Origin of the sequence: Actinomyces acetigenes, assembly GCF_031296635.1 — a bacterium.
Lineage (GTDB): Bacteria > Actinomycetota > Actinomycetes > Actinomycetales > Actinomycetaceae > Actinomyces > Actinomyces acetigenes.
This window is the reverse complement of sequence record NZ_JASPFC010000033.1, coordinates 1-17,017: the sequence shown is the minus strand read 5'-3', so window position 1 is coordinate 17,017 and position 17,017 is coordinate 1. Positions and strand designations below refer to the sequence as shown.

Annotated in this window: 17 protein-coding genes, 1 tRNA gene and 2 pseudogenes; 11 read left to right on the top strand and 9 right to left on the bottom strand. The window is 64.6% G+C overall.

Going from position 1 to position 17,017, the window contains the following annotated elements:
• Window positions 1-14 precede the first annotated feature (14 nt).
• Both RIV14_RS11150 and RIV14_RS11145 read right to left on the bottom strand, forming a co-directional pair.
• Entirely contained in the window at window positions 15-569 is a 555-nt protein-coding gene (locus RIV14_RS11150) for an isochorismatase family protein (protein ID WP_178387839.1), read from the bottom strand.
• Between the two features lie 128 nt (window positions 570-697).
• Window positions 698-1,165: a PhzA/PhzB family protein gene (locus RIV14_RS11145; protein WP_075371940.1), complete on the bottom strand. Its 468-nt coding sequence runs from the start codon at window positions 1,163-1,165 to the stop codon at window positions 698-700.
• Between the two features lie 121 nt (window positions 1,166-1,286).
• Between RIV14_RS11145 and RIV14_RS13800 the strand changes: the two are divergent.
• A pseudogene (locus RIV14_RS13800) lies at window positions 1,287-2,130 on the top strand (IS1634 family transposase); the annotation flags it as partial.
• Between the two features lie 27 nt (window positions 2,131-2,157).
• On the opposite strand, the gene RIV14_RS11135 reads toward RIV14_RS13800, so the two are convergent.
• The 3 genes from RIV14_RS11135 to RIV14_RS11130 all read right to left on the bottom strand — a co-directional run bounded on the left by RIV14_RS11135 (window position 2,158) and on the right by RIV14_RS11130 (window position 4,367).
• Window positions 2,158-2,571, bottom strand: a complete 414-nt coding sequence (locus RIV14_RS11135; RefSeq protein ID WP_075371942.1) for a VOC family protein — start codon at window positions 2,569-2,571, stop codon at window positions 2,158-2,160.
• 583 nt (window positions 2,572-3,154) lie between these two features.
• Window positions 3,155-3,673, bottom strand: a complete 519-nt coding sequence (locus RIV14_RS13795; RefSeq protein ID WP_075371943.1) for a transposase — start codon at window positions 3,671-3,673, stop codon at window positions 3,155-3,157.
• Window positions 3,674-3,965: 292 nt separating this feature from the next.
• Window positions 3,966-4,367: a site-specific integrase gene (locus tag RIV14_RS11130; RefSeq protein ID WP_075371944.1), complete on the bottom strand. Its 402-nt coding sequence runs from the start codon at window positions 4,365-4,367 to the stop codon at window positions 3,966-3,968.
• Window positions 4,368-4,790: 423 nt separating this feature from the next.
• Between RIV14_RS11130 and RIV14_RS11125 the strand changes: the two genes are divergently transcribed.
• From RIV14_RS11125 to RIV14_RS13790, 10 genes and pseudogenes are all read left to right on the top strand, one after another.
• Window positions 4,791-5,141: a classical arabinogalactan protein 9 gene (locus RIV14_RS11125; protein ID WP_075371945.1), complete on the top strand. Its 351-nt coding sequence runs from the start codon at window positions 4,791-4,793 to the stop codon at window positions 5,139-5,141.
• Between the two features lie 74 nt (window positions 5,142-5,215).
• Window positions 5,216-5,503: a peptide synthetase gene (locus RIV14_RS11120; protein ID WP_075371946.1), complete on the top strand. Its 288-nt coding sequence runs from the start codon at window positions 5,216-5,218 to the stop codon at window positions 5,501-5,503.
• The gene (locus tag RIV14_RS11115; protein WP_075371947.1) at window positions 5,490-5,684 is read left to right on the top strand and encodes a hypothetical protein; all 195 of its coding nucleotides are present in this window, start codon (window positions 5,490-5,492) and stop codon (window positions 5,682-5,684) included. Before RIV14_RS11120 ends, RIV14_RS11115 begins: the two co-directional genes overlap by 14 nt.
• 235 nt (window positions 5,685-5,919) lie before the next feature.
• Window positions 5,920-6,150, top strand: a complete 231-nt coding sequence (locus tag RIV14_RS11110) for a hypothetical protein (protein ID WP_309325183.1) — start codon at window positions 5,920-5,922, stop codon at window positions 6,148-6,150.
• The gene (locus RIV14_RS11105; RefSeq protein WP_143224182.1) at window positions 6,147-8,414 is read left to right on the top strand and encodes a helicase HerA domain-containing protein; all 2,268 of its coding nucleotides are present in this window, start codon (window positions 6,147-6,149) and stop codon (window positions 8,412-8,414) included. Before RIV14_RS11110 ends, RIV14_RS11105 begins: the two co-directional genes overlap by 4 nt.
• Window positions 8,411-9,418, top strand: coding sequence for a replication-relaxation family protein (locus tag RIV14_RS11100; protein WP_075371949.1), 1,008 nt, complete (start codon window positions 8,411-8,413; stop codon window positions 9,416-9,418). The genes RIV14_RS11105 and RIV14_RS11100 overlap by 4 nt, the downstream gene beginning before the upstream one ends.
• A 16-nt stretch (window positions 9,419-9,434) precedes the next feature.
• Window positions 9,435-10,481, top strand: a complete 1,047-nt coding sequence (locus tag RIV14_RS11095; protein WP_075371950.1) for a DNA-methyltransferase — start codon at window positions 9,435-9,437, stop codon at window positions 10,479-10,481.
• 185 nt (window positions 10,482-10,666) lie between these two features.
• The gene (locus RIV14_RS11090; RefSeq protein WP_081381794.1) at window positions 10,667-11,140 is read left to right on the top strand and encodes a helix-turn-helix domain-containing protein; all 474 of its coding nucleotides are present in this window, start codon (window positions 10,667-10,669) and stop codon (window positions 11,138-11,140) included.
• A 28-nt stretch (window positions 11,141-11,168) separates the two neighbouring features.
• Window positions 11,169-11,798, top strand: coding sequence for an ImmA/IrrE family metallo-endopeptidase (locus RIV14_RS11085; RefSeq protein ID WP_309325182.1), 630 nt, complete (start codon window positions 11,169-11,171; stop codon window positions 11,796-11,798).
• A gap of 2 nt (window positions 11,799-11,800) precedes the next feature.
• Window positions 11,801-12,589: pseudogene (locus RIV14_RS13790) on the top strand (recombinase family protein); the annotation flags it as partial.
• Between the two features lie 60 nt (window positions 12,590-12,649).
• Here RIV14_RS13790 and RIV14_RS11075 read toward each other — a convergent pair.
• The 4 genes from RIV14_RS11075 to RIV14_RS11060 all read right to left on the bottom strand — a co-directional run.
• The gene (locus RIV14_RS11075; protein WP_081381796.1) at window positions 12,650-13,258 is read right to left on the bottom strand and encodes a hypothetical protein; all 609 of its coding nucleotides are present in this window, start codon (window positions 13,256-13,258) and stop codon (window positions 12,650-12,652) included.
• A gap of 283 nt (window positions 13,259-13,541) precedes the next feature.
• Window positions 13,542-13,630, bottom strand: a tRNA-Ser gene (locus RIV14_RS11070).
• A gap of 248 nt (window positions 13,631-13,878) precedes the next feature.
• A complete protein-coding gene (locus RIV14_RS11065; protein WP_075371953.1) occupies window positions 13,879-15,228 on the bottom strand; it encodes an AGE family epimerase/isomerase in 1,350 nt (449 codons plus the stop codon).
• A gap of 289 nt (window positions 15,229-15,517) precedes the next feature.
• On the bottom strand, window positions 15,518-17,017 hold a 1,500-nt coding region (locus RIV14_RS11060; protein ID WP_309325181.1), incomplete at its 5' end, for an ABC transporter substrate-binding protein.

Sequence of the window (17,017 nt, the reverse complement as noted above, 5' to 3'; positions counted from 1 at the left end):
AAGTATTTCAGAATTTACTTGATGGCTTTGACTTCGGGATGTTTATTTAGGGCACTCGAAACCGTTGAGAGTAATTCAATTTTTGCGCAAGTCAATGCTGCTTGTTTCAAGCCCATCCGGTATAGTTCTGCGGTCATATCCCCTGTTGCATCAGCGACAATAAAAGTTTGCACGTCATGAGTAAATGCGTCAAGTGCAGTTGCCAAGATTCCAACGTGAGAATAGACACCACAGATAATCAACTGATCTCTATTTAAACTCTGCAACCAAGGCAATAGACTTGTTCCATAAAAGGCGCTATACCTCTTTTTTATAAGCAATAGTTCTGTCGGCTTTGGGTCAATTCCCTCAACCCATCTCCGGTGTTCGGACAGGTTCTTCATCCCAGATCCCCAAAAATCGCCCATGAGGCCCCGGTCCTTTAGTGTCATTTTTCCATCTTGGCCCGAGTACGCGATGGGGACTCCTTCGTTTCTTGCCAACGTGATCAGTGCAATCGTATTGTCTGTGAACGTTTTCTCTATCTTCTTCGGAAAAGGATTCAAAAAGAAACGCTGCATATCATGCACTAAGACGGCTGTCCGACACGGGTTAATCTTCCAATCTACTTGGTTTAGTAACGGCAGCCTTACAGCCTCTGACACGTCAAATTCGGAATCCACTTGGAGTTTTCGCATGCTAGGCTCTTATCAAGACGTCAGTCAGTCGGAAAACCGATTCGATTAATCGTGGGTGTTTCGATACCTAACGCCCACATTTGTTCGATTGGATTCATAAATTCTCTCTGTCTAACAATTTTTCCGTCGAGCAGTTCGAAGGAATGTAAAAAATGATTTTTATAGTATCCTTCGGGATAGCCCTCGAAGCAAATTCGACCTCGCCCATCGCATTCGACCCAGATGAAGTTTGGGTTCTGAGTTTCATAAATTTCGATATTGTACCATTCCCAATCTGGAAAACACCTCAGTGACCATTCTGCATGTTTTGCTAGTTTGTCGCGGCCTTTCGTCGCTACCGGTGCACCCTTGTCTGAGGTCCATAATCCAGCTTCGCCGTCTTCAACGAATAGATTATGCCGTTCTAAACGTGCTTTCCCCCGAGAGTTCATATAGATTTCTACCGTGTCACGGTTCTTTTTTCTAGTTTCAGTTTCGAGAGTACTCATGACTTTTTTCCTCTATCTCGCGCCTGACTTGGCTCATTGTGGGGTGGTTGGGTTGCTGGGGGCTGGTTGTTGTTGGGATTGTGGGGGTTGCGTGGGTTGGGGTGGGCGCTAACGTGGGGGTATGAGTCCGTACGTTCGCACGGTCAGGACGGCGTCGGGGGCCTGTGCGGTGCAGATCGTGCGCTCCTTTCGGAAGGGGGCGCGCAGCATCGAGCACATTGGCTCGGCCCATGATGATGCTGAGCTGGTGGTGCTCAAGGAGGTCGCCAGGCAACGGCTCAACGCCGGCCAGCTCAGCTTCGACCTGCTGGGCCTGAACAGTGAGAACGACGCAGGCTCTGCGCCGCAGGAACCGGCTGGGGCGGGGTACGTGGCGTGGCACCTATCGCCTCCAACCGGATGGGAGTGCTCCTGGAGGCCCTGGAGGCGGCTTGGAGGGCGGTGGGGCTGGACAGACTCGATGGTGCTGACGAGGTTTTCCGCCAGATCGTTACCGCCAGACTGATTGAGCCGACCAGCAAGCAGGACTCGTTGCGGGTCCTGGCCGAGGTGGGCCTGTCACCGGTGTCCTACGCGACAGTCAAGCGTCATCTGCCCAGCTACGCCACTGAGGACTTCACCCGGGGCCTGTCACGCATGCTGGCCGGGTACGCCCGCATCGGCCGGGCCTCGCTGGTCCTGTTCGACGCGTATGACCCTGCACTACCGGGACCGACAAGGCCGACGGCTTTCGCGAGCCGGGCTTTTCCAAGGAAAGACGCCTGGAGCCGCAGATCACGGTAGGGCTGCTCACCGACGAGACAGGGTTCCCTCTGCGGGCCGGGGCCTTCGAGGGCAACAAGGCCGAGACCGCCACCATGATCCCGATGATCAACGACTTCATGGACGCCTACAACCTCGACGACGTGGTGGTCGTGGCTGACGCCGGAATGATCAGCGCCCGATCTGTTAGGCTTATTGATGACGGTTGTAATAAACTGTTACTCGTCGACCTATTCAGACTCACCAATATTAATTTGCCACGTCACGCCAAACCGATCTACAAGTTGCCCATAAGCATCGCCCCATTCGGCGACTTCTAGTGGTTTCGTAATTGTGGCGTTGCGTGCCAAACGATCCCAAATCTTGCGAATCAATTCATTGTCGTCACCATTTATGCAGATGTAATAGTTGTTACCGGGCGTTAGCCGCTCCTTTGATGGGACATCGGTCGCGCGTAGCACAAAACCATAAGGGCTGCGAATTACACCGTAAAGCACCCGATCGCGATCATTTGGATCGTCGCTAGCATTGTAGGCGCCATAGGTTTCGAATAGAGGTTCTCCACCAAGTGCCTCTGAATAGAAGTTCAACGCCTCGCGCGCTTTGCCTTCGAATGCGAGATATGGACTAAGGTCTGGCTTCATGTCATGCTCCTTAATTTTCGAGAATTACGTGATCTGTTTACAGTATACTTGGCGTTTATATTTAAGTCAATTGTTACTCCTTATTCTTGTTAATGACATATTCTTGCCATATGTGATGACGTCAAGTTCGCTCACCTTGCGTTTTCGTTTACACGTAAACCTCCCCTAATTATCTCTGCCTTGAAGGTTATTCACGGCATCCGTCAAAGGTGCTGCGACCTGCGCAGATGCCGGTCTCGGCTAGCCCTGTGAATAAGCCTCCTTGACTATGAGAGTTATTCACAGACATCGCGATCGCCTGCGTTTGCCCAGGCCAGAGGCTATCTGCCTCAACCCGTGAATAACCTTCTACGATTGGACGACCCCTCGTGTCGTCGCTGATATCAATTCTGACGGCTGGTTGCCAGCATTGTCAACGCATCCTTCAACTTTTTCGCTTTTCACTAAAAAATAGTACACACTTATTAATCTTGTCGAAAGCGGTTCTTGCGCGATCACGGCAGTGCCACCTGGAAGCAACGAAGAGATGGGGGTGACCCATTGAGATTTCGTACAACCAGACCTGTGACTGTATGTTTTTGATTTATTGTATATGGTTTGACGCACTTATCGTCATGATGTACGCAAGATCTCCCTCATGCAACCGCAGCATCACCTTCCTGACGCTGCTAGCGCCTGTTATGTAAGTCGTTTGAGCCAGTGGTCGATGCTGGCGATGTGGATGTTTGCTCGGCAGCGTACGGCGTGCACGTGGGCCCGGCAGACGGTGGAGTCCACCAACACCTCGTCCCACACCGCCTCGGGTCCCCTGGGCGGTGACCACCGCGGATGCCGGCTCGCGCTCCAGGTGCTCCCAGACCCCGGTGACCTGCCAGGAGCGGAATAGTGCGTAGGCCCTCCACCAGGGCCCGTAGCGATCCGGGATATCGCGCCACGGGCACCCCGTCCTGGTTCGGTAGCGCACCGCGTCGACTAGGCCACGCAGGCCGTAGGTGCGCGGCCTGCCGGTGGTGGGCAGCTCGGGAAGCAGCGGCGCCAGCAGCTCCCACTGCGCATCGGTGAGGTCATGACGACCTGCAGCGTGTGCGTCTATCCTGGACACCTGAGGCCTCCGGTTTGATCACGTGATGACTTGACACCACCCGTGATACCCCGGAGGCCTCACCCAACCCAGCCACCACGCCGCCAACCACCACCCCTTCCGCAACAAGCCCTGGTGCCCTTGCGCCAGACGAGGCTGACCTCGGCAGTGCGTTGGCGGAACGTCTGGAGACGCACCAGGTAGTGCGGGTCGACCACCCAGCCGGTGAGCTGCCAGACCGGCCAGACAGGCATGTCCCACGGCACCCGAAGTGCCACACGCAAGACTTCAGACCGCAGCTACACTCCGTCTCTCACTCCTCCTTCATCTTCTCCTCCATCTTCCTCCAGGCCACCATTCGGCGTCGGATGGTGGCTTCGCTGTACTTGCGCCTGCGCAGCAGGGCACAGTACTGGCGCAGGTCGCGATCGGTGAGGGCCAGGACGTCCTTGTCGCGGGCGACGGCCCACTCAAAGATGTCCTGCAGGTCGGTCCAGTACGCCCGAGCTGTCTGGTAGCCGTAGTCCAGCAGGATGTCCTCGCGCAGGTCGAAGAACCGCCGCCAGTGCTGAACCTGCTCCGGAGACAGGTCGGGAGGAAAGTCCATGAGGTAGTCGGGATAGCGCTGCTCATGAGCGTCGACTGGCCCCGCACCCGGCGCGTCTTGCGCCGGGACGTTCTCGGCATCACCGTCCGTCATCTTCTCCGCAGCCATCCCGACCGCCCTCCTCGCACTCATCTCCGACTGTCCATCTTGCCGCCCAGGGCCGCACGCCTGACCAGCCCCGCCAGCAATCGCCTGAACGAAACGAGCAGGGAGAGAAGGAGAGGCTGAGACACTCCTGCACTCTCGGCCCCTCGCAAGATGCCTCTCTCGGAGTGGCCCCAACGACGCACCCCAGGCCGAGCACCGCGAGACCAGGACACTGTGCCCAGGGCGGCGGCACCGCAGCGCCGGGTCCCGAGGTTCCCGAATCCGGAGTATCCCGCAGCCCGCTCGATGTTATCACGCTTATGCTTTCCCTTGGGATTCCAACGGTTTATGTTCGTTACGTCCGAACCGGCTGTTATCAACAATCAGGGGAACACGCCAGATGACATCTCCGGCGGCCGGACGGAACGCTGAAAGGAATCCCTCATGCCCACGACCGACCACTCCGACCACATCACCGGCCCTCAGTCTGCTGCGCCCATCCTGCCGATCGCCGAGCTGTTCGCCGCCGATCTGCTCCCACCGCGGGTGCCGCAGTCGCGCAGCCTGGCCCGTACCGCCCAGCGCCGCCTGGACGAGCTGGCCGCTGACAGCCAATTGGCCCACGCCGCCGATCAAGCCCGCGCCTTCCTGGCCGCCAGCGCCATGGGCAACGTCGCCACGCTGTCTGCTCTGGCCGAGTCCTGCTACCAGACCGCCCCTGCCGGCGCGACCTACTACCACGCCATCCTGCGCGCCTACGGCATCAAGGCCGCCCGGGGGATCGCGCAGTTCTGAGCTGATGGCGACATACCGAGACACCCCAGCACGACCGAGCAACCACGCACATCACCGGAAAGGACATACCCACCATGAGCTGGATCATCAACGGCCTGGCCTTCGTCGGCTGCCTGACGCTCATCGCCATCGCCCTGCTGGCCTGGGCGGTCTGGCACGACGACACCCCGCCCACCACAACCACCCGCGCCCAGGCCGACGCCTGGCAACAGGCCATCGCCACCAAACAGGCCCACGACCTCGCCGCCTTCCACAGCGCTGTGGCGATGACGAGGCGGGCGCAGGAGGCGGGAGGGGCGACAGAGCCGCAGGCGGAGAATGCGGCGGAGACAGACACACGCGGAGCTGATGGCGATGCGTGAGGTGCCCTCGCTAGTGGATCGGCTGGTGGGTGGGTGCTTCGCGGTGCTGCTGGGCTGCCTGGCGCTCTACGGAGCGGTGCAGATCATCCGCTGTATCTGGCCGTGGCTGGCCGTCGGGGCTGTGCTGGCGAGCATCGTCGTCGGCGGCGCGTGGGCCGTGCGACGCTGGTGGCAATTCTGAATCGCCTCATTTTATTGCCACATGTCATCGACGGAAAACGCCTTCCGCTCGGTATTGTTAAATACACAAACATACTTGACTGTTCATAATATTGAACGCATACTCGAAATAAGGCCACGTTCAATTGATTGAACTAGCGGCCGATCGGCGCAATGGCGTGCCGAAGGCGTGCGGCGTAAATGGTCGGCGCTACGAGCAACTCGTAACCCCTTGTAAGGAAAGGAGGCGTATTGTCATGCCCAGAAACAACCGTTCATCAAGAAAACAACAGGCACCCAAGCCGTGGCGCTCGCCCCGCGGTAGTCGCCGGCCCAGGCAGCTGACGGTGCGATCGGAGCTGCGCCAGCGACCAGATACGGCCCGGATCGCCCGGGCGATCATCGAGCTGGTGGCCAGCCAGGCACAGTACGAGGCCGAGGCGTCCGCCGGTGACTCAGCCAATACCAGCGGGGAGGGGCAGTCATGACGGCGGCCCGTCGTGCGCCGCTGGGGGCGAGTGGTTTAGTGTGGCGGCGCTTAGAGCTGCCGGTGCCGGTGGATCGGGCCCGGGTGCAGGCTTTCTTCGCCGCAGTGGCCACGCTGCCAGGCGGCCCGGTGGTGGCCTGCGAACTCATCGGCAGCGCTGGCACGGTGCGCTGGCGGATCGGGGCCCTGCCTGGCGCACTCCGCGATGTACAGGCTTTGGCCCTGGCGCACCTACCTGGGGTGCGGCTGGTCCGGCAGTCGGGCGTGACTGCGGCCGACGCCGAGCTGTTCCGTGATGACCTCGGCACCAACGGTGCAGTGGCCGTTGCTAATCTGCACTTCCGCCGTCGCGCTGGGGCAGCCCTGCCCAGCGACAGTGCCGAGGCGGTCACGCGCAGCCTGCTGGCGGCGCTAGCCGCGACCCGTCGTGGTGAGACGGTGCGGGTACAACTGGTGCTGGGCGGTCGGCAGCGTCCGCAAGAACCCGATCCACCGGTGGGCACCACTACTACAGGGCGGCGGCAGGCCGAGGCGGCCCAGCGTGAGCACGGTTTTTGGTCGAGCCTGCGCATCAGTGCCGCAGCACTTCGCCTGGAGCGAGCCCGTAGCCTGGTGCTGGCGATCTCGGCTGCATTGCGCGGCCTGGAGACGCCTCAGGTAAGGCTGCAGGTGTGGCGCTCAACGGTCAGGGCACTGGTTGAGGCGCGGCCACCGTGGCTGGTGGCAAATGTGCTGCGGCCAGCGGAGATACCAGGGCTGCTGGGTTGGCCCCTGTGCGAAGGGCTCCCAGGGCTGGCTCCGCAGCATCCACGAGTGCTGCCTGCGCCGGCTGCGGTGACGTCCACACTGGCGAGCAACCAGGGGCGGGTCTTGGGCCGCGCGGTGAGTGAGCCGAGCCAATCAGTGACCTTGTCGGCGGAGGCGTCGCTGCGTCATCTGCATGTGCTGGGGCCGACGGGCGTCGGTAAGTCCACGCTGCTGGCCCACCTGGCGCTGCAGGATGCGGTGGCGGGCCGCCGTGTGGTGGTGATCGACCCCAAGGGCGATCTGGTCACCGATATCGCGACACGCCTCCCAGCTCACCTGGTGAGGCAGACAGTGATCCTAGATGCGGCCGATACGCAACCAGTCGGGGTCAACCCGTTGGCGGGCGGCCAGAGTCCAGACTTGGCGGCTGATCTGCTGCTCGGTGTCTTCCGATCGCTGTACGCCGATAGTTGGGGGCCGCGCACCCAGGACATCCTGCACGCCAGCCTGCTCAGCCTGGCGCGGCGCGGCGATGCCAGCCTGGCGATAGTGCCGCTGCTGCTGACCAACCCGGGCTTTCGCCGCTCGGTGACTGGTGCGGTGGTGCGGCGCGATCCACTGGGGCTGGGCGCATTCTGGGCCTGGTACGAAGCGCTAAGTGAGGCGGAACAGCGCCAGGCGATCGCCCCGCTGATGAACAAGCTGCGCCCGATCCTGCTGCGCCCACAGCTGCGGGCGGTGTTTGGCCAGCGCTCGCCGAAGTTCGCTTGGCATCAGATCTTCGCCCCCGACGAGGCGGACAACGCGCAGGGGCCCGGGCCGCACATCGTGCTGGTCAGCCTGGCCAAGGGCGCGCTGGGGCAAGAGGCGAGCCAGTTGCTGGGGCCGGTCATCGTCTCGCTGATCTGGCAGGTCGCCCTGGAGCGCATTCGCCTGTCAGAGCGTCAGCGCCATGCCGTCATGCTGCACATCGATGAGGTGCAGGACTATCTGCGTCTCCCGGGCGACCTCGGAGCGGCACTGGCGCAAGCGCGCGGCCTGGGGTTGGGCTTGACGCTCAGCCACCAGCACTTGGGGCAGCTGCCCAAGGCGCTCTTGGCCGGTGTCATGGCCAATGCTCGCTCACGCGTTGCCTTCAGCCTGCCACGGGAGGACGCCCGCGCCATTGCCGCTTTGTCCGCTGGGCTGCTCGAGGCGGAGGACTACCAGCAGTTATCCGCCTACCACGCCTATGCCTCACTGCTGGCGGATGGGCAGACGCAGCCGCCGCTCAGCCTGCGCACCGAACCGTTGCCCGATCCGTTGCATCGCCCCGAGCGCATCTGGCAAACCTCCCGACAGCGCTACGGGCAGGCACTCAGCGCGGTTGAGGCCGATCTGGCGCGGCTAGCCGGCATGCCGAGCCCCAGCGGCGACACAGCCATGCACGCTCCGCAGCCCACCGACGACATCGGGCGCGTGCGACGCCCACCGCACACGCCGTCCATTGACGACAGGCAGAGCGGAGGCGGCTCATGAGTATCTCCGCTCAGCACCGGCGCGATGAGTATGAGCAGCCTGGGCGTCCGTTCGCACGTCCGGCCGCTCCCTCGGGCGATTCGACGAGCCGCCAGGTCAGAGCACAGATTCGGCGATTACGGGGGACGAATACCGCGTCTCGCACCGCTCCCCCGCGCACCGAGCCAGCCAGGCAGCGAGTCGGCTCCCGCCAGCTGGCTCAGATCACCACGGCGCTGTCCGAGCGCGACCGCCTCGTGCTATCCCACCTGATGCAGCACCGCTTCCTGTCGACCCATCAACTCCAGGCCTTCGTCTTCACCGACCACGCCAGCCAGCAGGCCGCGGCCCGCACCACACGTCGCGTCCTGGCTCGCTTGCAGCGCGATGGTCTAATCCGCCCGCTGGAGCGCCGCATCGGCGGGCTCGAAGCCGGCTCGACGGCGCGCATCTGGCAGCTCGCACCGGCCGGAGCCCGCGTGCTTGACCCCGTAGCTGGGCGCTCCTGGCGCATCCACCAGGCCTCGCCGCGTTTCTTGCAGCACAGCCTGGCGGTGGCCGAGGCCCACCTGGCGCTGCAGCGCGGCATCACGGCTGACCGGCGGGTGACCGTGCAGACCGAACCCCTCAGCTGGCGGCGCTACACCGGCCCGGGCGGTGAGGCGCATCTGATCCGCCCCGACCTAGCCGCCTGCGTCGTTGGCCACGACGCCGAGGGCGTCTTCGAGGATCGCTGGTTCCTGGAGGTCGATATGGGCACCGAGTCCATCCCGACCGTGCTGGCCAAGTGCCGCCGCTACCAGGCCTACTACCGCACCGGCATCGAGCAGGCCGCTCACGGTGCCTTCCCGCGCGTGCTGTGGATTCTGCACGGCCCACGGGCAGCCGAGCGTCATCGGGCGCTCGCTCGGCACCTCAACCGCGCCAGCACGCTCGAGCAGCGGCTGTTCCGCATCACCAGCGCCGCCGATCTGCCGACCGCGCTGTGGGGCACCGACGCTCCATCCATCCCCACGACGTCATAACGAAAGGAGACATCTCATGACCACCCCGCGAAACACCATCCTCACCGGCGATGCCGCTGATCGCCTGGCCACGCTCGAGGCCAGCAGCATCGACTGCGTCGTCACCAGCCCACCGTATTTCCGGCTGCGCAACTACCAGCACCAGGGCCAGCTGGGCGCGGAGCCCACCATCGACCAGTGGGTCGAGCACCTGCGCCCCGTCATGCAGCAGCTGGCGCGCGTCTTGGTGCCGACCGGCACGCTCTGGCTCAACCTCGGCGACGCCTACAGCACGCACCGCTGCGAAGGCGCGCCGCGCAAGTCCCTTCTGCTTGGGCCCGAGCGCCTGGCTCTGGCGCTGCTGGCGGACGGCTGGATCATCCGCAACCAGATCATCTGGGCCAAGACCAACACCACTCCCTCCAGCGTCACCGACCGTCTGGCTTGCAAGCACGAGGTCATCTACCTGCTCAGCCGTGCTCCGCGCTACTTCTTCGACCTAGACGCTATCCGCCAGGAGCCGCTCACCAAGCACCCACCCACACGCCCTGGCCAGCCACCACGCTGGCCACGTCACCCGCATCGAACGGGGATGCCAGCGGCCTGGCGTGGTCACCACACCGACGCCAACGATGGCCTGCGCGCCATGAAGCGGCGGCGCGCCATCGGCCACCCGTTGGGCAAGAACCCAGGCGACGTCTGGCAACTGACCGTCTCGAGCTATCGCGGGGCGCACTTCGCCACCTATCCCGAGCATCTGGTGGAGCGCATCCTACATGCTGCCTGTCCTCAGCAGCGCTGCGCCGTCTGCCGCGCGCCCTACATCCAGCCCCTGCGGCGCTCCGGCACCGCCGCCACCCGACTGCCGTTGCAGCCGACCTGCCACTGCACTCCGGCAGCAGTTCAGCCCGGCATCGTCCTTGACCCTTTTTTCGGCTCGGGCACCACCGCCGTCGCCGCCGAACGGCTGGGACGGCACTGGCTGGGGGTCGAGATCAACCCGGCCTTCGTCGCCCTGGCACACGGCCGCATCCGCCAGGCCCGACGCCAAGCAGCAGCCACCACTGTGCCGCCACAGAAATGACCGACAGGCCAGGCCCACCAATTCTTCGCGCGCGCAGACAAATAACTATGACCAGCGCGTCCCACAGAAATATCCACACATTCACCACAGTTCATTCCTATCGAAATTTCCAGCACACAGAGAGAACGACTCTTATACGCAGAGAATCTGTTCACATATGCAAACAGAACTTGTAAAATAGGTACATGGATACCGGAAAATGCACAGCAGAGGAGGAAACCACTAATCGCGCGACAGACCGCGCCGCAGACGCCCATCAGCCCAGCCTGAGTGCAATCCTGCACGATGCACGGGTGGCCGCCGGTCTCAGTATCAGGCAAGCCTCTACCGCATCCGGCCTATCCACCGGCTTCATCTCCATGCTGGAGCAGGGCAAGGTGCAGGACATGAGCCTGCAGCGCCTCGGCCGCCTGGCCACCGCCTACGACCTCGAGCCACTCGACGTCATCGAGGCTGCTGGCTATGCACCACCGGCCGACCTGCCACCATTTCTGACGTACCTGCGCACGCACTACCGCCACATGCCCAGCCAGGCACAGCAAGAACTAGTCACCGCCTTCGAGCGGATCGCCAAGAAATATGACCTAACGACACACCACGCCGGGCCAGCTCCCGGCCAGGACGAGACGACGGATTCCACACCGCGTCGCCACACCTGACAATTCATCACATGAAAGGAGGCATTTTATGAACACCACGCAAAACTCTGTCCTGGGTAGCCTCCGAGCCCTCATTCCACGCACGCGCTGCCGCTTCAGCCAGTCGCTTACCGTGGCCGAGCGGCAGGCTGCCACACTGACGCGCTACCTCACCAGCAGCCCAGGGCGGCCCAGCACACCGGCCGACGAGCGGGTCGCTGCCTTGCCGCACATTCGAGTGGTGCGCGAGCCTCTGCCGGTGCCGAGCTTCAGCCGCTGGAACGGCCGCGACTGGATCATCTGCCTCAACTGCCGCCAGCCAGCACCGCGCAGCCGCCTGGCACTGCTGCACGAGTTCAAGCACATCATCGACTACGGCCACACCCGCCGCCTCTACACCGGTACCGCACACTGCAGCGCCGCCCAGCAAGCCGAGCAAGCCGCCGATCACTTCGCCGCCTACAGTCTGGTACCACCACGGGCCCTCCAACGCGCCTGGCGTCGCGGCATCCGCCATCCGGCTGCGTTGGCCAGGCACTTCCAGGTGCCCACCGCCACCGTCCTGATCCGCCTCGTTCAGAGCCGCCTGGCCGCTCATGACAGCACACCCCACGCCCCGCCGGAACACTCCACACCATCCAGCACCGCACGCCAGCACCACTCGACGAGGAGCCACTAGCCATGGACGCTACACAAAGCCCCAAGACCGCCGTGCTCTACCTGCGCGTCTCGACCGCCTCTCAGGTCAACACCGACTACGACCCCGAGGGCCTCTCCATCCCCACCCAGCGCAAAATCTGCCTGGCCAAGGCCAAGCAGCTCGGCATCACCATCGTCGACGAGTACGTCGAGCTGGGGCGCAGCGGCACCAAAACCGTCAACCGCCCCGAGTTCCAGGCCATGATCGAGCGCCTCCACACGCGCGGCGACGTCGACTGCGTCATGGTCTACAAGCTCTCCCGCCTCAACCGCAGCCGCTTCGACGATGCCGTCACCATGATGGAGCTGCGCAAGGCCAACGTCACCCTCATCTCCGCCACCGAGAACATCGATGAGACCCCTGAGGGCCAGCTCGTCCACGGCATGCTGGCCGCCGTCAACGAGTACCGCAGCGCCGCCGACGGAGCCGACATCCGCATCAAGTTGCTGCGCAAGATCGAGCAGGGCGGCACCATCGGCCCCGCACCCCTGGGCTATCTCAACATCATCGAGACCATCGAGGGCCGCCGCATCAACACCATCGGGCTCGACCCCGAGCGTGCACCCCTCGTCCGCAAAGCCTTCGAGCTCTATGCCACCGGCGACTACTCCTGCGAGCACCTCCAGCAGAAGCTGACTGACCTGGGTCTGACCACTCGGCCATCCGCCAAGCGCCCTGCACCCAAACCCCTCGCCGTCTCCACCATCCACCGTCTCCTGGCCGACCCGTACTACACCGGCATCGTCACCTTCAAAGGCAAGCAGTACCCGGGTCGACACAAGCCGTTGGTTAGCCAAGAACTCTTCGACCGCGTCCAGGAGATGCGCGCCCTACGCTCCAACAACACCCGCGACCGCGTCCACTTCCACTACCTCAAAGGCGGCTTCCTCCACTGCGAACGCTGCCACAAAGCCGGCAGGCGCAGCCGCTTTGTCTACACCGAGGCCAAAGGCAAAGGCGGCATCTACGCCTACTACCTCTGCCGCGGACGACAGGACGGCCACTGCGACATGCCCTACCTGCCAGTATCCCTCGTGGAGGAATACGTCGAGCGTCACATCTGCACCCTTTCCCTTGGTAGCGACTTCACTCAGCGCACCGAAGCGGAGATGACCCAAGCCCTCGACGACCAGCAGGCCCTCATCCGCCAGAGCAACCACGCCATCGCCAACAAACTCAAGGACGTCGCCGCCAAAGAGGATCGCCTCATCGACCTCGTGGCTGACGGCTCGCTCGACACCGCTGCCGCCCGCCGCCGTCTGGCCGAGCTGATGCAGGAACGCCAGCGTCTCGAGCAAACCAAGCAAACCCTCGACCAGCGCCTCGCCATCGGCCGAGACGTCCTCACCACCAGCCTCCACCTCCTCCAAGACATTGGCACCCTCTACCACCAATCTCCCGACCCCGTCCGCGGCATGCTCTGCCAAGCCCTCTTCCACACCATCTACCTCGACGACACCACCGTCACCACCAGCACCCTCAAAGAGCCCTACAACAGCCTACAGGCTGCCGCCACGCACGACAGACGCTCGCTCACTGCGCCCAGCTCAGCGGGCAGCGACAGGGCAGGCCAGACGAAGGGAACCAAGACCAACAGCGGTGCACCGAAGCGTCGCAAGAGTCAGAAGCAGCACACCACTACCGCCATCCCCCTGCCTAGCGATGAGCACGAACAAACCCTCGGCAGCGCTTCAGCCACCGAGGGTTCGAGTAAGCATGAGATGGCGGAGAGGGAGGGATTCGAACCCCCGGTGCGCCAGGCGCACAGCGGTTTTCAAGACCGCCACATTCGGCCGCTCTGTCACCTCTCCAGGCCGCACCCACCGGGCGCGACAGGCACAGACCCTACCATCCCGGTGGGCCCGCGGTCACCGCCAGCCCACCAGTCCGAGCCCACCGGTCGCCGACGGCGCGTTCGTACCTTAGGTCTTGCGTTCGGGGGTTAAGGGTACGAACGCATACCTTAAGGTACGAACGCACATCTTAGGGTACGAACGCGCACCTCACAGTACGAACGCGAGGCCCAGCCCAGCCCCGGCCCGCGGCCCGACCCCAGCCCCTAGGACCTGCCGAAGAACCCGCGCCGGTGCGGTTTGCTGGCGCGCGCCGGCAGCAGGGAGTTCGGCTCGTCGAGCCTCCCCTCGGCCAAGGCCTGCCCGATCGCCGGCCACACCGGCAGGCGCGCCATGAGGGTGGCCTGCAGGGCGTGGTAGATGTCCGGGTGCCCCGCCCAGGTGCGGGTCGAGGGCCGGTTGTCGCGGTCGAGCTCGTGGGTCCACACGCCCGGCTCCTCGATGAGGAACTCCTCGGCGTAGTCGATCCAGGCCCGGTAGCAGTGCTCATAGTGCTCGACGTCGATCTCCCCACGACCGTCATCGAGCAGGGCTTGGCGGATGGCGGCTGAGGCCGAGATGCCCTCGCAGACCACCCAGTGCATGCGCTCGTGCACCACGGGCTTGCCGTCGAAGTCCGTGGTGTAGACGAAGCCCGGGGCGCCGTCGATGCGCCAGCCGTCAGTGCGGGCTTGCTCGAAGATGTGCTCGGCAGCCTCCAGCATCCAGTCCGGCGCACTCATGGAGCGGTTGATAAGCGCCCCGCGCAGCTGTACGGTCAGGCGCGCCCACTCCAGCCCGTGGCCCGGCGTGACGCCGTAGGGCCGGAAGGGGTGGGCGGGCTCGTCGCGGTTGTAGTCCAGGCGCGGCTCCCAGGTAGTGGAGTAGTGCTCGGGCAGGCGCCAGCCGTGCTCACGGGCCTGGACGTTGACGGCGAAGTCGGTGATCTTCAGGGCCCGCTCCAGCCAGCGCACCTCGCCGGTGACGTCGGCGGTGGCCAGGTAGGCCTCCACCGTGTGCATGGCGGCGTTGATGCCCCGGTAGTCCTCAGGGTCGGTGAAGTCGGCGGCGTAGGACTCCACCGGCATCTGCTGGCCCTCGTCCCACCAGTAGCGGTCCTGGACCTCGATGGCGTCGCGCAGCAGCTCATGGGCGCCGGGCCGGTCGGCGGCCGTCGCGGTGGCGGCGGCCAGGAGCACGAAGGCGTGCTGGTAGCACTCCTTGCGGGCGTCGCGGTCGACCGGGACGCCCCGCCCCTCGGCGTCGGGCTCGGCGCCGATCGCCGAGTACCAGCCGCCGTTAACCGAGTCGCGCAGGGGGCCGTTCAGGGCGCGTACGCCGTGGTCGGCGTAGCGGCGGCAGCCGGGGATCCCCATGAGCGCCCCCAGGGAGAAGGCGAAGGTCATGCGGCCGGTGATCCACAGCTCGACGGGATGGGCGGGGTCCACCTCACCGTCCTGACCGATCCACCCGAATCCAGTGGGCACTTGCGCGGCGCGCGCGTAGTGCAGCAGCGCATGCGTCTCGTAGGCCAGCCAACGCTTGTGCTCGGGGGCGCCGAACCATCCCAGTCCCATGAGTCCTCCTTGAATCGCTGGGGATCCAAGGCTATCGACCCGCCCGACGCGGATCAATGCTCCAGGCTGCTCCCGGCCGCCCGAGTGGTGCCCAGCCTCGCCGGAACGCAATGCACGAGGGTGGGGTGCTACTGGAGGAGGGTTGGGTGTACTGCAGGTAGACGGGGCCTTCGTGCAGTAGGCCCAACCCTTGACCAGTAGATCCCGACCCTCGTGGAGTAGGCCGGCCCAGGGCGGAAGCCTCGGACCCGACGTCGCACCCATGGCCTGCGGGGCCCGCCCGGGCCGGCTACTTCTTGGGCCAGGCCGCCTCGGCCTGCTTGAGCGCCTCCTTGGGGGTCGCCGTCCCGGTCGCCCACCGGCTCAGCCCGACCCACAGGGCGCTGCTGCCCACAGCCACCGGCATCGAGTCGGAGGCATCCATCTCCACGGTCGTCTGGCGTGACTGGAGCAGCCTGGTGGCGCGCCGGCCGACGTCGCTGGGCGCCAGGTCCGGGTCGACACCCTGGTTGGCGGTCGCCACCCCGCCCAGCGCCATCCGCGTGCGGGCCCACTCCTGGGAGGTCAGGTACTCCATGACCGCGCTGACCACGTCCGAGCGGGTGAAGGCCACGAGGTAGTCGGTGCCCACCAGCACAGAGTCCGAGCCGCGGTCCTCCGCGGGGGTGACGAAGGCCGAGACCTTCGTACCCGCCGCATCAGCCTTACCCGTCGCACTCGCCGAACTCGCCGAACTCGCCGTGCCCTTCGTCGACGCCGTCGCCCCGGCCGTCCCGCCGCCGGCGGTGGCGCTCGCGGTCGGGTGGGGGGCCTGGACCGTCACCGGGTTGGCGCCGTCGGCGTCGGTGATGACGGTGCCCTCGGGGAAGCGGCTCTCGAAGGAGGAGGAGGCGTGCAGCATGAGGCAGCTGCCCTTGACCAGGTCGGCCCCGGCCTGCACGGGGGTGCGGGAGATGACCGAGCCGCGCCCGCCGGCGACGTGCCCGTCGTCCAGGACCAGGGAGTTGACGGCACCGAGGGCCTCCACGGCATTCGGGGAGTCGACGGGAGACCGGTGCGAGGCCCAGGTCTCGTAGACGCCGGGCCCCTGGGTGGCCAGCAGGGCGTCCTCGAGCCAGTCGGTGAGCACCCAGCCGGTCGACTCCCCGTCTGCGGCGCCCACGCACCAGGGCGTCACGGAGCCGTCGGGGTGGTCGGAGCGGATCTTGTTGGTGAGGGCCTCCAGCTCGGCCCACGTGTTGGGCACCTCGTAGCCGGCCTTGGCGAAGGCGTCCGGCGAGTACCACACGAGGGACTTCACCGAGGCCATGAGCGGGGCGCCGTAGGGCACGGAGGCGTGGATGCCGACCTGGATCCAGTGCCGGTCCCAGCCGGCCTCCACGTTGCTGTTGACCTTGTCGGGCAGCGGGTGGACGACGCCGGTGTCGACGAGCTCGGCCACCATGGCGGGCTGAGGCACGATGGCCAGGTCGGGCAGGTTCTCGGGGTTGTCCTGGCTCGACGGCGAGGCCCCCGAGCTGGTGGACAGGTTGGCTCCCGAGCCGTTGAGCAGCTGGGAGCGCAGCTCGGTGGTGCCGGTGTGCTCGACGTTGATGCCCGTGCAGCTCTCGAACTCGGCCACGGAGGCCTCGAAACGCTCGGCCTCAGTGCCGGTCAGGCTGCTGGAGATGGTGACGGTGGCGCCCTTGTGGCCCTGGTAGGCCTGGTAGGCGGCGCAGCCGGTGGCCGTGGCCGAGCCGGCCCCACCGGCTGAGCAGGCGGCGGTGGCGGCGGCAGCCAGGGTCAGGGT

Coding starts and splice junctions, on each gene's coding strand:
- RIV14_RS11145 (WP_075371940.1), bottom strand. CDS start 1,165: ATGAGTACTCTCGAAACTGAAACTAGAAAAAAGAACCGTGACACGGTA.
- RIV14_RS11135 (WP_075371942.1), bottom strand. CDS start 2,571: ATGAAGCCAGACCTTAGTCCATATCTCGCATTCGAAGGCAAAGCGCGC.
- RIV14_RS11130 (WP_075371944.1), bottom strand. CDS start 4,367: ATGGCTGCGGAGAAGATGACGGACGGTGATGCCGAGAACGTCCCGGCG.
- RIV14_RS11125 (WP_075371945.1), top strand. CDS start 4,791: ATGCCCACGACCGACCACTCCGACCACATCACCGGCCCTCAGTCTGCT.
- RIV14_RS11120 (WP_075371946.1), top strand. CDS start 5,216: ATGAGCTGGATCATCAACGGCCTGGCCTTCGTCGGCTGCCTGACGCTC.
- RIV14_RS11115 (WP_075371947.1), top strand. CDS start 5,490: ATGGCGATGCGTGAGGTGCCCTCGCTAGTGGATCGGCTGGTGGGTGGG.
- RIV14_RS11110 (WP_309325183.1), top strand. CDS start 5,920: ATGCCCAGAAACAACCGTTCATCAAGAAAACAACAGGCACCCAAGCCG.
- RIV14_RS11105 (WP_143224182.1), top strand. CDS start 6,147: ATGACGGCGGCCCGTCGTGCGCCGCTGGGGGCGAGTGGTTTAGTGTGG.
- RIV14_RS11100 (WP_075371949.1), top strand. CDS start 8,411: ATGAGTATCTCCGCTCAGCACCGGCGCGATGAGTATGAGCAGCCTGGG.
- RIV14_RS11095 (WP_075371950.1), top strand. CDS start 9,435: ATGACCACCCCGCGAAACACCATCCTCACCGGCGATGCCGCTGATCGC.
- RIV14_RS11090 (WP_081381794.1), top strand. CDS start 10,667: ATGGATACCGGAAAATGCACAGCAGAGGAGGAAACCACTAATCGCGCG.
- RIV14_RS11085 (WP_309325182.1), top strand. CDS start 11,169: ATGAACACCACGCAAAACTCTGTCCTGGGTAGCCTCCGAGCCCTCATT.
- RIV14_RS11065 (WP_075371953.1), bottom strand. CDS start 15,228: ATGGGACTGGGATGGTTCGGCGCCCCCGAGCACAAGCGTTGGCTGGCC.